This window comes from Zestomonas carbonaria, assembly GCF_904061905.1.
Lineage (GTDB): Bacteria > Pseudomonadota > Gammaproteobacteria > Pseudomonadales > Pseudomonadaceae > Aquipseudomonas > Aquipseudomonas carbonaria.
On the sequence record NZ_CAJFCI010000020.1, the window covers coordinates 1 to 13,705 of the forward strand.

At 67.5% G+C, this 13,705-nt stretch carries 12 protein-coding genes and 2 tRNA genes; 4 read left to right on the forward strand and 10 right to left on the reverse strand.

Going from position 1 to position 13,705, the window contains the following annotated elements; all coding sequences use genetic code 11:
- Together PSEWESI4_RS03320 and PSEWESI4_RS03325 are read right to left on the reverse strand one after the other, a co-directional pair.
- On the reverse strand, positions 1-351 hold a 351-nt coding region (locus PSEWESI4_RS03320), incomplete at its 3' end, for a contractile injection system protein, VgrG/Pvc8 family (protein WP_268960740.1).
- Positions 352-432: 81 nt separating this feature from the next.
- On the reverse strand, positions 433-951 hold the full coding sequence (locus PSEWESI4_RS03325; protein ID WP_187669759.1) for an Hcp family type VI secretion system effector: 519 nt from the start codon (positions 949-951) through the stop codon (positions 433-435).
- Between the two features lie 452 nt (positions 952-1,403).
- Between PSEWESI4_RS03325 and PSEWESI4_RS03330 the strand changes: the two genes are divergently transcribed.
- The 3 genes from PSEWESI4_RS03330 to PSEWESI4_RS03340 are packed head-to-tail and all read left to right on the forward strand — an operon-like array spanning position 1,404 to position 4,283.
- Positions 1,404-3,413, forward strand: a complete 2,010-nt coding sequence (locus tag PSEWESI4_RS03330) for a ribonucleoside triphosphate reductase (protein WP_187669760.1) — start codon at positions 1,404-1,406, stop codon at positions 3,411-3,413.
- Positions 3,414-3,444: 31 nt separating this feature from the next.
- Positions 3,445-3,594: an anaerobic ribonucleoside-triphosphate reductase gene (gene nrdD, locus PSEWESI4_RS25260; protein ID WP_187669761.1), complete on the forward strand. Its 150-nt coding sequence runs from the start codon at positions 3,445-3,447 to the stop codon at positions 3,592-3,594.
- Positions 3,591-4,283 (forward strand): anaerobic ribonucleoside-triphosphate reductase activating protein, encoded by a 693-nt coding sequence (locus tag PSEWESI4_RS03340; RefSeq protein ID WP_187669762.1) that lies wholly within the window; start codon positions 3,591-3,593, stop codon positions 4,281-4,283. Before nrdD ends, PSEWESI4_RS03340 begins: the two co-directional genes overlap by 4 nt.
- 430 nt (positions 4,284-4,713) lie before the next feature.
- Here PSEWESI4_RS03340 and PSEWESI4_RS03345 read toward each other — a convergent pair whose 3' ends face one another.
- From PSEWESI4_RS03345 to PSEWESI4_RS03380, 8 genes are all read right to left on the reverse strand, one after another.
- Entirely contained in the window at positions 4,714-6,081 is a 1,368-nt protein-coding gene (locus PSEWESI4_RS03345) for a 4Fe-4S binding protein (RefSeq protein WP_187669763.1), read from the reverse strand.
- A complete protein-coding gene (locus PSEWESI4_RS03350; RefSeq protein WP_187669764.1) occupies positions 6,078-6,926 on the reverse strand; it encodes an FTR1 family iron permease in 849 nt (282 codons plus the stop codon). Before PSEWESI4_RS03350 ends, PSEWESI4_RS03345 begins: the two co-directional genes overlap by 4 nt.
- 10 nt (positions 6,927-6,936) lie before the next feature.
- A complete protein-coding gene (locus PSEWESI4_RS03355) occupies positions 6,937-7,260 on the reverse strand; it encodes a cupredoxin domain-containing protein (RefSeq protein ID WP_187669765.1) in 324 nt (107 codons plus the stop codon).
- Between the two features lie 35 nt (positions 7,261-7,295).
- A complete protein-coding gene (locus PSEWESI4_RS03360; RefSeq protein WP_187669766.1) occupies positions 7,296-7,826 on the reverse strand; it encodes an iron transporter in 531 nt (176 codons plus the stop codon).
- Positions 7,827-7,927: 101 nt separating this feature from the next.
- Positions 7,928-10,234 (reverse strand): ATP-dependent DNA helicase, encoded by a 2,307-nt coding sequence (locus PSEWESI4_RS03365; protein WP_187669767.1) that lies wholly within the window; start codon positions 10,232-10,234, stop codon positions 7,928-7,930.
- Positions 10,231-11,880 carry a VRR-NUC domain-containing protein gene (locus tag PSEWESI4_RS03370; RefSeq protein WP_187669768.1) on the reverse strand — a complete coding sequence of 550 codons (1,650 nt, stop codon included), beginning with the start codon at positions 11,878-11,880 and terminating at the stop codon, positions 10,231-10,233. The genes PSEWESI4_RS03365 and PSEWESI4_RS03370 overlap by 4 nt, the downstream gene beginning before the upstream one ends.
- 150 nt (positions 11,881-12,030) lie before the next feature.
- A tRNA-Met gene (locus PSEWESI4_RS03375) sits at positions 12,031-12,107 on the reverse strand.
- Between the two features lie 117 nt (positions 12,108-12,224).
- Positions 12,225-12,301: transfer RNA gene (locus PSEWESI4_RS03380), tRNA-Met, on the reverse strand.
- 136 nt (positions 12,302-12,437) lie between these two features.
- On the opposite strand from PSEWESI4_RS03380, the gene dinB reads away from it, so the two are divergent.
- Complete coding sequence (dinB, locus tag PSEWESI4_RS03385; RefSeq protein ID WP_187669769.1) at positions 12,438-13,499, forward strand: DNA polymerase IV; 1,062 nt, start codon at positions 12,438-12,440, stop codon at positions 13,497-13,499.
- The last annotated feature ends 206 nt before the right edge of the window (positions 13,500-13,705 follow it).

The window sequence follows — 13,705 nt, forward strand, 5'->3', positions numbered from 1 at the left end:
GATCTGCGGGACGCTGCGCTGCTGGAAGATCCGCCAGTTGGAGCGCAGCTCGGCGCGGGCCAGGGCGGGCTCGACCACGGCGCTGTAGCGGGTGCGGCGAAAGCCGGTGTCGCCCTGGGCGAAGGCGCTGACCAGGCCGTGGACATGGCGCACCGCCCGCTCGCCGTGCCAGAGGGTGAACAGCGCGGGCTGGTCGAGGATCGCGCCAAAATCCACGGCGGGGTCGCGGCTGGAGAGTTCGAGGGTCAGCCGGAAGGGCGTGGACAGCCCTTCGTCCAGCTCGAAGGAGACGACCTCGAAGTCGCCGCTGGCGGGCGCGAAGGTGAAGCGCAGGTCGGATTGGCGGGGCATCGCGTGCAGCTCCTTGCAGGCCGGCGCGGGGCGCCGGCTGTCCATGGATGCCGCTGCCGTGGCCGGCAGCGGCGCTCAGCCTCAGGCTTCCAGCGGCTTGCGCCAGTCGTCGGAGGCCTCGGTGCCGGCGATGGTGTGGCTCCAGGTGATCTTGCGGTAGGCCAGGCTGACCTCGATCAACTGGGTGAACTCGGCCTTGCTGGCGTCCTGGGCGTGCGGCAGCACGGTGTGGATGTCGATGATGGTGGCGTCTTCGAGCTGGGTGGTGAAGAAGTGCTCCTGCTTGCCATCGACCGAGGTGCGGAACCACTTCACTTCCACGTTGGGCAGCATCTCGCCGGAGGCCAGGGCCTGGTAGAGCAGCGGGGTGGACTTGTTGAGGGCGCTGGTGAAGACGAAGGGCTTGTGCACGCGCTGGCCGGAGGGCTGGCCGCTCTGCGGGTCGGTGGGGGTGGTGACGCGGTGCTTGATTTCCTGGACGAGGATCTGGTCCTCGTGGCCTTCGACATAGATGTTGCCGACGGAGTCGGCGGTGAAGGCGCCCTGGGTGATGTTGCCCTGGGTCTTGCCGTTGATGCTGATGTAGGCGGGAGTAGGCATGACAATCTCCTTTGTCATTCGTGGCCGGAAAGCCGCTCCGGGCGGCGTCGGCGACAAGGCAGGATGCGTGCCAAGTCCCACTCTTCAGGATTAAAGTCCATTCGAATCAATTGCTTATCGATGATCGCCGCATCGTCTTCGCCGGTCCGAAAGGCGAAAAAGGCCGGTTTTTCGGGGTCGAGCGGGCCATTTTTGGCTCGTTCGCTCGTAAGTCACTGATTAATAAGGGGAAATGACCGGGCCATTTTTGGCCCGACCGAGCCAAAAATGGCCCGGTGCGGAAAAGGTGACCAGGCGCCATCTGTTTTTTGCCTGTCGATTTCCGTAGCCAAGTAGCGCTACCGATAATTGATCCTGATCAATTTCTCTTCCGGCCTTCCCGGTAACCATGCACAGCATCTAGTGGTTTTCTATTTCGTGAATAACTACATGCTGTGTTCAGGGAGGTATGGATGTGTCCTGAGAGAGTGGCTGCCCAGCCATCGTCGCTGTTCAAGCGGGATGGCGGCGAGGTGCCTTTCGAGGCGGGCAAGATCGAGCGGGCGATTGCCGCGGCTGGCGGCGCGACCGGGGAGTTCCCGCCCCGCCAGGCTGGTGTGCTGACCGACGCGGTGCTGATGCGCCTGGGGAATCCCGGTCGCCTGGACGTGGAGCAGGTGCAGGACGTGGTCGAGAGGGTGCTGATGGAGGCCGGCTACTACGCCACCGCCCGCGCCTACATCGTCTACCGCGAGCGTCACGGCCGGCTGCGCCGCGACCGCAAGACGCTGGTGGACGTGGCTTCCTCGATGAACGAGTACCTGTCCCGAGAGGACTGGCGGGTGCGGGCCAACGCCAACCAGGGCTATTCGCTGGGCGGGCTGATCCTCAACGTGTCCGGCAAGGTCACCGCCAACTACTGGCTGGACGAGGTGTACAGCCCGGAGATCGGCCGGGCGCACCGCGAGGCCGACCTGCACATCCACGACCTCGACATGCTCGCCGGCTATTGCGCCGGCTGGTCGCTGCGCACCCTGCTGCACGAAGGGCTCAACGGTGTGCCGGGACGGGTGGAGGCGGGGCCGCCGAAGCACCTGTCCAGCGCCCTGGGGCAGATGGTCAACTTCCTCGGCACCTTGCAGAACGAATGGGCCGGCGCCCAGGCGTTCAGTTCCTTCGACACCTACCTTGCGCCCTATGTACGCAAGGATGGACTGGGTTTCGATGAGGTGCGCCAGTCGTTGCAGGAGTTCATCTACAACCTCAACGTGCCGTCGCGCTGGGGCACCCAGACGCCGTTCACCAACCTGACCTTCGACTGGGTCTGCCCCGAGGACCTGCGCGAGCAGGTGCCGGTGATCGGCGGCGAGGAGATGCCGTTCCAGTACGGCGACCTGCAGGCCGAGATGGAGCTGATCAACCGCGCCTACATCGAGGTGATGATGGCCGGCGACGCCAAGGGCCGGGTGTTCACCTTCCCGATCCCCACCTACAACATCACCCACGATTTCCCCTGGGACAGCGACAACGCCACGCGCCTGTTCGACATGACCGCGCGCTACGGCCTGCCGTACTTTCAGAATTTCCTCAACTCGGACATGCAGCCCAACCAGGTGCGCTCCATGTGCTGCCGCCTGCAACTGGACGTGCGAGAACTGCTCAAGCGCGGCAACGGCCTGTTCGGCTCGGCCGAGCAGACCGGCTCGCTGGGCGTGGTGACCATCAACTGCGCGCGCCTGGGCCATCTCTACAAGGGAGACCTGGACGGCCTGTACCGGCGCCTGGATGAACTGCTGTACCTGGCCTACGAGAGCCTGGAGGTGAAGCGCAAGGTGATCCAGCACCACATGGATGCCGGCCTCTATCCCTACACCAAGCGTTACCTGGGCACCCTGCGCAACCACTTCTCCACCATCGGCGTGAATGGCCTGCACGAGATGCTGCGCAACTTCACCGGCGACCGCGAGGGGCTGCACACCGAAGCCGGGCGCGAACTGGGCCTGCGCCTGCTCGACCACATCCGCGCGCGGCTGGTGGCGTTCCAGGAGGAAAGCGGGCACCTGTACAACCTCGAGGCGACCCCGGCGGAAGGCACCACCTACCGTTTCGCCAAGGAAGACAGGAAGCGCTTCCCCGGCATCCTCCAGGCCGGTTCGCCCGAGGCGCCGTACTACACCAACTCCTCGCAACTGCCGGTGGGTTTCACCGCCGACCCCTTCGAGGCGCTGGAGCTGCAGGATGCGCTGCAATGCAAGTACACCGGCGGCACCGTGCTGCACCTGTACATGGCCGAGCGGATTTCCTCCGCCGAAGCCTGCAAGCAACTGGTGCGCACCGCGCTGAGCCGCTTCCGCCTGCCGTACCTGACGGTGACCCCGACCTTCTCCATCTGCCCGGTACACGGCTACCTGGCTGGCGAGCACGAATTCTGTCCGAAGTGCGACGAGGCGCTGCTGCGCAAGCAGCAGTGCTGCGGCGCCTGATCCCGGTTCATCCACAGCAAGGAGCGACACCATGAAGCAAACCATGCAACTGCCCGAAGACCAGCGCCAACGCTGCGAAGTCTGGACCCGTGTGATGGGCTACCACCGCCCGGTGGCGGCGTTCAACCCCGGCAAGCAGTCGGAGCATCGCGAGCGGCGGCATTTCTGCGAGCCGAAGTGAGCGCGATGCTCAGGGTCGGGGGCCTGGTGCCCCTGACCACCCTCGACTACCCGGGCCGCCTGGCCTGCGTACTGTTCTGCCAGGGTTGCGCCTGGCGTTGCCGCTACTGCCACAACCCGGACCTGATTCCACCGCGCGGCGGGGAAGAGATCGCCTGGGCGCACATCCTCGATTTCCTGCATCGTCGCCGGGGACTGCTGGAGGCGGTGGTGTTCAGCGGCGGCGAGGCCACCTTGCAGACCGCGTTGCTCGACGCCATGCGCAGCGTGCGCGAACTGGGCTTCAAGGTCGGCCTGCACAGCGCCGGGATCAAGCCCGAAGCGCTGGCCCGCGTGCTGCCGCAGTGCGATTGGGTGGGCTTCGACGTCAAGGCGCTGGAGGATGAGGTCGAGCTGATCACCGGCGTATCCGGCAGCGGCCGCGCCAACTGGCGCAGCCTCGACCTGCTGCTGGCCAGCGGCGTCGATCATGAATGCCGCACCACCGTGCACTGGCACCTGTTCGACCCCGAACGCCTCTGGCAACTCGCCGGCCGCCTGCACCAGCGCGGCGTGCGGAACTTCTGCGTGCAACTGGTGCGGACTGTGCGGATGCTCGACCATCAATTGCCGGCGATGGTGGCGCCCGAGGAGACGGAGCAGCTTTGGGAGCATTTCGGGCGGTTGTTTACGCGTTTTGAGGTTCGTTGAGGGGGAGTTTTTCCCCGGATTGCACGGATGGTTGGCGTTCGCAGAGCCAGTTCCCCCTCCCCAACCCTCTCCCATAAATGGGAGAGGGGGCCGTCCGTGCGGGCTGGCAGGGTTTTGAGCGCTGACTCGATCCGCAAGGCTGATAAAGCCGCCTCCCGGATTGCATCCGGGCTACCGTTCGGGCACGGACGATCGGCGCCCACCGCACCAGTCCCCTCTCCCTCCGGGAGAGGGCTAGGGTGAGGGAGCGGGGTATCGGTGTGTGGGGCGATTTGGGGATGGAGCGACAACCCGGCCCCTCACCCCAACCCTCTCCCGAGGGGAGAGGGGGCTGCCCGTGTGGGCTGGTGAGTTCGTACCCCGGATGCAATCCGGGATGAGGCCGATCCGTAGGGTGGGCTCCAGCCCACCAAAAACTGCCCACCAACCATCACCACCCCCAGAACTGCAACCACCACCCATATCCCACCAGGGCGCAGCCCGAGGCCAGCGCCGTCAGTACCAGGTTGCGCCGCCAACCCTTCAGCCCCTGGCAGACCCGCCAGCCCAGCCACAGGCTCCAGGCGATCGCCGCTCCGAGCAGGGTGGCGCGTGTCGGTTGTACCCAGGCCAGGGTGAGTCCTTCGTAGCGCAGCAGCTTGACCGTGGTGGCGGAGAGGCCGAGGAACAGGCCGGCGCCGCCCAGCGGGACGAGGCAGAGCATCACCTGGCGGGCGAAGGCCGCTGACTGGCCGGCCAGCCGGCAGGCCTGGCCGAGCAGCAGGTGCAGCGCGCCGCCCAGCAGCAGGGCGCTGGCGCCGAGGTAGAGGCAGATCACCGCGCCGTCCAGCCAGGTGAAGGCGTCGTTGGCCTGCGGGTAGTGGGTGAGCAGCCACCAGGGCGCGCCGGCTTCCAGTGGCCAGAGGATGCCGCGCTGCGCCAGCCACTCGGCCAGCCCTTGCTTCAGCGCGATGAACCAGGGGCTGACCGTCCACTGGAAGGCGCCCATGGCCAGGCCGATCACGCCGTAGAGCAGCAGGCGGACGTCCCAGCGGGTGTCGCCTTTCGCACCGTGGCGCACGATTTCCTCGCAGCCGGAGCGGGCGATCAGGCGCACCGCGTCGCGCTGGCCGCTGCACCGGCCGCAGGCGTGGCAGGCCGAGGCGCCGTGCATGCGGCGGATGTCGATCAGCGGTGCGCAGTTGGGCGGCGGCAGGTGCGGTGGCGGGTTTTCCCGCCAGCGCTGCTCGTCGACGTGGAAATGCACCGGCGCCAGCCGGGCCAGCAGGGCGAACACTCCGCTGACCGGGCACAGGTAGCGGCACCAGATGCGCTTGCCGCGACCGTACAGGTAGCCGACCAGCATGGCGGCGAGGGTGGAGCCGCCGAGGATCAGTAGCGCCGCCTGGGCGTAGTCGTAGACGCTGATCAACTGGCCGTAGAGGGTGGTCAGCAGGAAGGCCACTGTCGGCCAGCCGGCCCAGCGCATCCAGCGTGGTGTGCCGCGTCCAAGGCCGTGCCGGCTGGCCCATTCGCTGAGCGAGCCTTCCGGGCACAGCACACCGCACCAGAGGCGCCCGAACAGCACTATCGAGACCAGCACGAAGGGCCACCAGATGCCCCAGAAGACGAACTGGGCGAACAGCGTCAGGTCGTCGAGGATGCGCGCCTGGCTGGCCGGCAGTGGCAGCAGGGCGGGGATCACCAGCAGCACCGCGTAGAACGTCACCACGCCCCATTGCAGGCGGCGGATCAGCGCGCCATGCCGGCGCATGGCGTGGCCCAGCGCGGTGAGCCGGGCGTCCAGCGCGGCCTTCATGCCGGGCTCCGGTCGGCCTCGGTTTGCCGTGGGTCGCGCCGCCACCACCAGGCCAGCAGCCAGAATGTGGCGAGCAGCAGCACGGCGGCGGCCGAGGGCATGGCCCGGTAGCCGGTCAGCCCGGCGACCAGGCCGCCCAGGCGCGAGCCGTCGTCGAGCCAGGCCGAGCTGTCCCAGATCGGGTCGCCCAGCCAGACGTAGAGCTGTTCGGGCAGGTCCAGGCCCATCAATTGCCCGCTGGCGCGATCCAGGGCGTTCATCAGCATGGCGCCACCGAGCAGGATCAACAGCACCTCGCTGATGGCGAAGAAGCGCCGCCAGTCGAGCAGCCGGCTGCCGGCTTGCAGCAGCACGAAGCTCAGCGCCCCCAGCAGCAGGCCCAGCAACGCGCCGGCCAGCATGCCCAGGCCGCTGGCGGAACCGGCCGCGCCGTAGAGGAAGATGGCGATCTCGCTGCCTTCGCGGGCCACGGCGAGCGCGGCGAGCAGTGCCAGCGCGCCGCGCCGGCCGTCGGCCAGGGCCTGTCCGGCACGGCTTTCCAGGTCGCTGCGCAGTTGCCGGCCGTTGCGCGACATCCACACCACCATCTGCAGGATCAGCAGGCCGGCCAGGGCGCACATGGCGGCCTGGAACCACTCGCCGGCCGGTCCGCTCATCCAGTTGCCGGCCACCACCATCAGGGTCGCCAGCAGGCCGGCCAGCGCGGCGCCTCCAGCGACGCCGCCCCACAGCAGGCGCAGGTGCCGGCGTCCATCGGGCTGGCGGTTCAACCAGGCGTGCAGCAGCCCGATGACCAGCAGTGCCTCGACGCTTTCGCGCCAGACGATCAGCAATGCCTGTTCCATGGTGAGCTCCTTACTGCGCCTCGATGTAGCCGCCGGGCAGGTCGAGGTGGAATTCGTCGAAGAAGGGATAGCGGCCGGGCTTGAGCGGGTGGATCACCACGAAGGAGGTGACGCCGGGGCCGAGCACCTTTTCCACCCGCAGCGGCAGGCTTTCGAACTCGACCGGCCCCTGGCCGCTGTTGCGCACGATGATCTTGAAGCGCTGCCCGGCCGGCACCGTCAGGCTGGGCGGGGTGAAGTGGCCGTCGCGGATGTCCAGCTCGTAGCTGGGCAGCGGCGCGCCCCAGGCCGGCAACGCCAGGCCGAGAAGGAGGAAGGCGGGGAGGATTTTCATGGGGAACTCCTGCACTGATGCCGCGCCCGCCGGGCTCAGTAGCCGCCTTTCTTGCCGATGCCGGCGTAGGTGAAGCTGTAGCTCAGCTCGCAGGGTTCGAACCAGGGCGCGACGCCGGTTTCCTTGTCGGTGTGGCGACCGAAGGCCTGATGGCCGCCGGGCGGCGATACGCGGTAGGTCAGGCGGTACTGTCCGGGGCCGTCCAGCTTGACGTTGTCGCCGTAGTGCGGCCCGTCGTTGGCCACCATGGCGTGGAAGTCGCCCTGGATCAGCCGTTCGCTGCCGACCTTCTGCAAGGTGTAGGCGATGGACAGGTAGGGTACGAAGCTGCCTTCCTGGAAGCCGTGGCGGTTGTCTTCCAGGGCGCTGACGTCCGCCTCCAGGTGCACGTCGGATTCGGCGGCCGGGCGCATCATGCCGGGCGGGTCCATCTCGATCGGTTGCAGGTACACGGCGCCGATTTCCATGCCGGCGCACTGTTGCGGTTCGCCGATGGGGTATTCCTTGGCCTGGGCGGCGGTGCCGGCGAGGAGGGCGAGAAGCAGGAGGGGAGTACGTTGTTTCATGGATGACGTCCCTGGGCGATGGATGATGCGCCGAGGGTAGATCGCCGTAATACAATCAATAATGATTCTCGTCAATTTTTGCGTATATCGATCATCTCCGTTCAGTCGACTGGCTGTGGTTCCGCTTCACGCCCGATGCGCAACGGCCGCGGCCGCCACCAGCCGGGCAGCAGGCGGCGCACTTCCGCGCGGCCGAAGCGCGCATCGAGCAGGTAGACCACGCCGGAATCCTCGGTGGTGCGGATCACCCGCCCGGCGGCCTGGACCACCTTCTGGAGGCCCGGATACAGGTAGGCGTAGTCGAAGCCGTTGCCGCCCCGCTCGCCGAACATCGCCTGCATGCGCGCCTTCACTTCCTCGTTGACCGGGTTGACCTGTGGCATGCCGAGGGTGGCGATGAAGGCGCCGACCAGCCGTTCGCCGGGCAGGTCGATGCCTTCGCCGAAAGCGCCGCCGAGCACGGCGAAGCCGATGCCGCGCGAGGTTTCGGTGAAGCGGGCGAGGAACAGGCTGCGCTCGACCTCGTTCATGCTGCGCGACTGTTCCCAGACCGGGATGCCGGGATGGGCGGCGCGGAAGGCGTCGAGCACCTGGCGCAGGTAGGCGTAGCTGCTGAAGAAGGCCAGGTAGTTGCCGGGCCGCGCGGCGTACTGGCGGGCCATCAGCGCGACGATGGGCGCCAGGCTGCTTTCGCGGTGCCGGTAGCGGGTCGACAGGTCGCTGACGGTGCGCACTTCCAGTTGTTCGGCGAGGAACGGCGATTCCACGTCCAGCCAGCGGGTGCCTTCCGGCAGGCCGAGCAGGTCGGTGTAGTAGGGCGCCGGGCTGAGCGTGGCGGAGAACAGCGTGGTGCTGTGCGCGGTCTCGAAGCGCGGGGCGAGGAAGGGCGCCGGCACGATGTTGCGCAGGCACAGGGTGGAGAGGACGTGGCGGCCGCCTTCGTCGAGGGTGATGTCGAACAGCGAGTGCGGGCCGTAGGCTTCGGCCAGCCGGCAGAACAGCATGGCGTCGAGGTAGAAGCGCAGCAGCGTGGCGTCGTTGCCGGTCGGCTGGTCGGTGAGGTGATCGGTGATCGCGGTGACCGCCTTCTGCACGGCGGCGATGAACAGGTCCGGCAGCGCCGGGTAGATCAGGTACGGCTCCTGCTGCTCCCGGTGCAACTGGCTCCAGTGCCGGTCGACGCGCTCCAGCACGCCCTTCAGCTTGGCCGGCGCGCCCTTGCGCAGGGCCTTGAATTCGCGCTGGTCGAGTGTCGCGGTGTACATGCCGCGCCCGCGTTCGATCAGGTTGTGGGCTTCGTCGACCAGCAGCGTCACCCGCCAGCCGTTGAGCACGGTCAGGCTATAGAGCAGGGCGGCCATGTCGAAGTAGTAGTTGTAGTCGCAGACCACCACGTCGGCCCAGCGGCACAGTTCCTGGCTCAGGTAGTAGGGGCAGACGCGATGCTCCAGGGCGATTGCGCGCAACGCCTCCTGGGGCAGCCAGCGGCGTTCCAGGGCGGCCTTGCGGGCGGCGGGCAGGCGGTCGTAGAAGCCCTTGGCGAGCGGGCAGGATTCGCCGTGGCAGGCCTTGTCCGGGTGTTCACAGGCCTTGTCGCGGGCGACGTGTTCGAGCACCCGCAGCGGCATGTGGTCTTCCTGGCGGCGCAGCGCGGCCAGTGCGTCGAGGGCCAGGGCGCGGCCCGGCGTCTTGGCGGTGAGGAAGAACAGGCGGTCCAGGCGCTGGCCGGGAAAGGCCTTGAGCTGCGGGAACAGGGTGCCGAGGGTCTTGCCGATCCCGGTGGTCGCCTGGGCCATCAGGGTGTCGCCGTCGCGCGCCGCGCGGTAGACGTTCTCCGCCAGTTGGCGCTGGCCCTTGCGGAAGGCCGGATAGGGGAAGCGCAGGCGCTCCAGGCTCCGGTCGCGGGCGACGCGGTGGGCGCTTTCCTGCTCGGCCCAGGCGATGAAGCGGCTGCATTGCAGCTCGAAGAAGGTGCGCAGGTCGACGGCGGCGAAGCGTTCGCGGAAGGCGGTCTCCTTCTGCGTGACGACGTTGAAATAGACCACCGCCAGGTCGATCTCCTCCAGGCCCTGCTCGTCGCACAGCAGCCAGCCGTAGACCTTCACCTGTGCCCAGTGCAGCAGGCGGTGGTTCTGCGGAATCCGCGCCACGTCGCCGCGATGGGTCTTGATCTCTTCCAGCAGGTTGAGCTGCGGGTCGTAGCCGTCGGCGCGGCCGCTGACCAGCAGGCCCGGATACGCGCCGGCCAGCGGTAGTTCGGCGAGGTAGCCGGCGCCGCGCCGGGCGACCACGGTGGCGTGCCCGGCCATGCCTTCGGCGGCGGTGGGCGCCGGGGTGAAGCGCAGGTCGAGGTCGCCCTCCTTGGCGGTGAACTCGCACAGCGCGCGCACCGCGACGGCGTAGCTCATGCGTCGGCGCCCTCGTCGCTCCAGCGCACGTAGCAGACGTCCACCGGCATGCCGTGCTCGGCGCAGAAGGCCAGCCAGCGCCGCTGGTTGTCCTGCAGGCGGTCGCCAGGGCCCTTCACCTCGATCATCCGGTAGCGGCGCTCGTCCGGCCAGAACTGGATCAGGTCGGGCATCCCCGCGCGGTTGGCGCGGATGTCGCCGAGCAGGCGCCGGAACCAGGCCTTGAGGTGTGCCGCCGGCAGGCAGGCGAGGGCCTGGTCGAGCAGTTCTTCGTCGAGGATCGCCCAGTGCACGAAGGGCGACTGGAGGCCGAACTTGGCGCGGTAGGTGGCGCGGATCGCCTCCGGGTATTCAGCCGAGTCCAGCAGCCGCAGGCGCGCGTCGAACAACTCGCGGCGGCGGGCGTGGAAGTCCGGGCTGAGCAGGTCGACCGGGCCGCTGTGGAACGGATGGAAGAAGGCGCCGGGCAGCGGCGCGAAGATCGCTTCCCAGCAGAGCAGGCCGAACAGGCCGCAGACCAGGGTGTTCTCCACGTAGTGCACCGGCGCCTGCGGCTCCCACAGGTGTTCGCGGACCGCCCATTCGACGCTGGTGTCCGGCGGCGGCAGGATCAGGTCGAGGCGCCTGGCGCCGTTGTCGGTTCGGCGTCGCGCAGCGCCCAGGCCGAGCTGGCGGCCGGTCCGGGCCAGGGCTCGCTCCACCAGTTGCGCTTCGCCATCGCTTTCCGGCGCGGCCGCCGCCTCCAGCGCCAGGGCATGGGCTTCGGCGACCAGCCCGAGCTTCTCCAGCACGCGAATCCGCCGCTGCCGCGCACCGCCGTAGCCGCATTGCGCGTAGAGGTCGAGCGCCTGCTGCCACTGTCGTTCGCGTTCCAGTTGCTGGGCCAGGCGGAACAGCAGCTTGGCGTGGCGGTTTTGCAGGTAGGGGTTGGCGCTGGCGAAGCCGTCGAGCCGCGCCAGCAGCGCATCGATGGGCTCGCCGGCATCGAACGCCTCGCGGCAGCGGTGCAGGTGGAGGTAGTCGTCCAGGTCCTGGCGCGAGCGGAAACCGCGCGAGTCGGCGCTGAAGGGCACTTGTTCGTAGCGGTAGATGCCCAGTTCGGCGAGCACGAATTCCGACCAGTCCTGGCTCAGGTTGCCGAAGAACAACAGACGCAGGCGGTCGCACAACTCGCCGGCCCGCAGGCTGTAGAGGCGCTCGTCCAGCGCCGGGCACCAGTCGGCGAAGCAGCGCGGTTCGTCGTGCAGGCCGTCCAGCGCGGCGAGCAGTTCGGCCTTCTTCCAGGCGCGGCCGTGGGCGAGTTCGGGGAAGGTGGCCAGCACTTCGTCCTTGCGCAGCAGCGCGAACAGCGTTTCGAGCGGCAGTTCGGCGTGCTCGTCGAGCCAGCCCAGGGCCACCAGCGGTTCGGCCGCCGCCTGTGTGTCGCCGATCTCGGGATAGACCAGCTTGCTGGCCCGGAAGTGAGGGCCCTTGCGCATGATCAACCGCACCAGCAGCGCCTGCGAGGCCGTCCCCAGCGCCCGGAAGCGTGCCACGAAGTCGCGTTCCTCTTCGTTCAGCAGGTCGGCGTAACGCTCGTCGAGCCAATCGAGAACGGTGAGGAAGTTGCTCAGGTAGTAGAGGTCGGGAGGCAAGGGCGTCTGCATGAAAAGCTGGATACTGGCTTTTTATACAGTTATGGTGCGCGCACGGCAGGCCCGGTGCAAGAGCCCTTCATCGCCACGCCTGGCGGGAAAGCCAGGGCCCATATGACAAAAGCCCCGCGCTGCCGGGGCAACGCGGGGCTTTCGATAATGTGGTTGCGGGAGCTGGATTTGAACCAACGACCTTCGGGTTATGAGCCCGACGAGCTACCAGACTGCTCCATCCCGCGGCGGCCATTCTACAGCCGGACGGGGATGTGTCAATCGCTTATTTGCTTTTCGGATCAATGGCTTAACGACGCGCAAACGAAAAAGGCCACTCGTTTGAGTGGCCTTTCCGTCGAATCTGGTTGCGGGAGCTGGATTTGAACCAACGACCTTCGGGTTATGAGCCCGACGAGCTACCAGACTGCTCCATCCCGCGGCAGCCATTCTACAGCCGAGCGGCGCTCTGTCAACCGAAGTTTGGAAAAAACTGTTTTTCGTTCAGGTATTTAGCTCCAGGCGAGTGGTACTCTTAGGGGCTACAGGCCATGCTCCACGGGGCTTTGCAGGGTTTCATGCGCAAGATCATCCACATCGACGCCGACTGCTTCTACGCCGCTATCGAGATGCGCGACGATCCGAGCCTGGCCAATCATCCCATGGCGGTCGGCGGCGCGGCGGACCGACGCGGCGTGATCGCCACCTGCAACTACGAGGCGCGCGCCTACGGGGTGCGCTCGGCGATGTCGTCCGGGCATGCCCTGAAGCTCTGCCCGGACCTGCTGATCGTCCGGCCGCGCATGGATGTCTATCGCGAGGTGTCGCGGGAAATCCACGGCATCCTTCGCGAATACACCGAACTGATCGAGCCGCTGTCGCTGGACGAGGCCTACCTGGACGTTTCCGACAGCCCGCACTTTGCCGGCAGTGCCACGCGGATCGCCCAGGACATCCGCCGGCGGGTGACGGGGCAGTTGCACATCACGGTGTCCGCCGGGGTGGCGCCGAACAAGTTCCTGGCCAAGATCGCCAGCGACTGGCGCAAGCCCGACGGGCTGTTCGTCATCACCCCGGACCAGGTCGAGGACTTCGTCGCCGCCTTGCCGGTGAGCAAGCTGCATGGCGTTGGCAAGGTCACCAGCGACAAGCTGGCGCGCCTGGGCATCCGTACCTGCATGGACCTGCGCGAGTGGGACCGGCTGGCCCTGGCCCGTGAGTTCGGCAGTTTCGGCGAGCGGCTGTGGAATCTCTCCCGTGGGATCGACGAGCGCCAGGTGCAGGTGGACAGCCGGCGCCAGTCGGTGAGCGTGGAAACCACCTACGACCACGACCTGCCGGACCTCGCCGCCTGCCTGGATCGGTTGCCCGAACTGCTCGACCAGCTCTCCCGGCGGATGGCGCGGCTGGACAGCAGCTACCGGCCGGACAAGCCGTTCGTCAAGATCAAGTTCCACGACTTCACCCAGACCACCCTGGAGCAGGCCGGCGCCACGCGTGACCTGGACAGCTATCGGCAATTGCTCGGCCAGGCCCACGCGCGGGGCGACAAGCCGGTGCGGTTGATGGGCGTCGGCGTGCGCCTGATCGACTTGCGGGGCGTGAGCGAACAGCTCGAGTTGTTCGAGCGGTTTCTGTGAGTCGGTCAGTGGGTTTAGTGGATGACTCGCTTTGCTCGCCCTTCGGGCCGCCCTGAAGGGCGTTCGGTGCAAGCACCGTCCCGCATGCGCGGGAATGACGGAGATTCAGGCCGCGTGCGCGCTATCCCCCCGTCGTCCCCGCGAACGCGGGGAGCCATTCACCAGCCCAAGCCCCCTATGCCATGGCCGTACAGTAGAATGCGCCC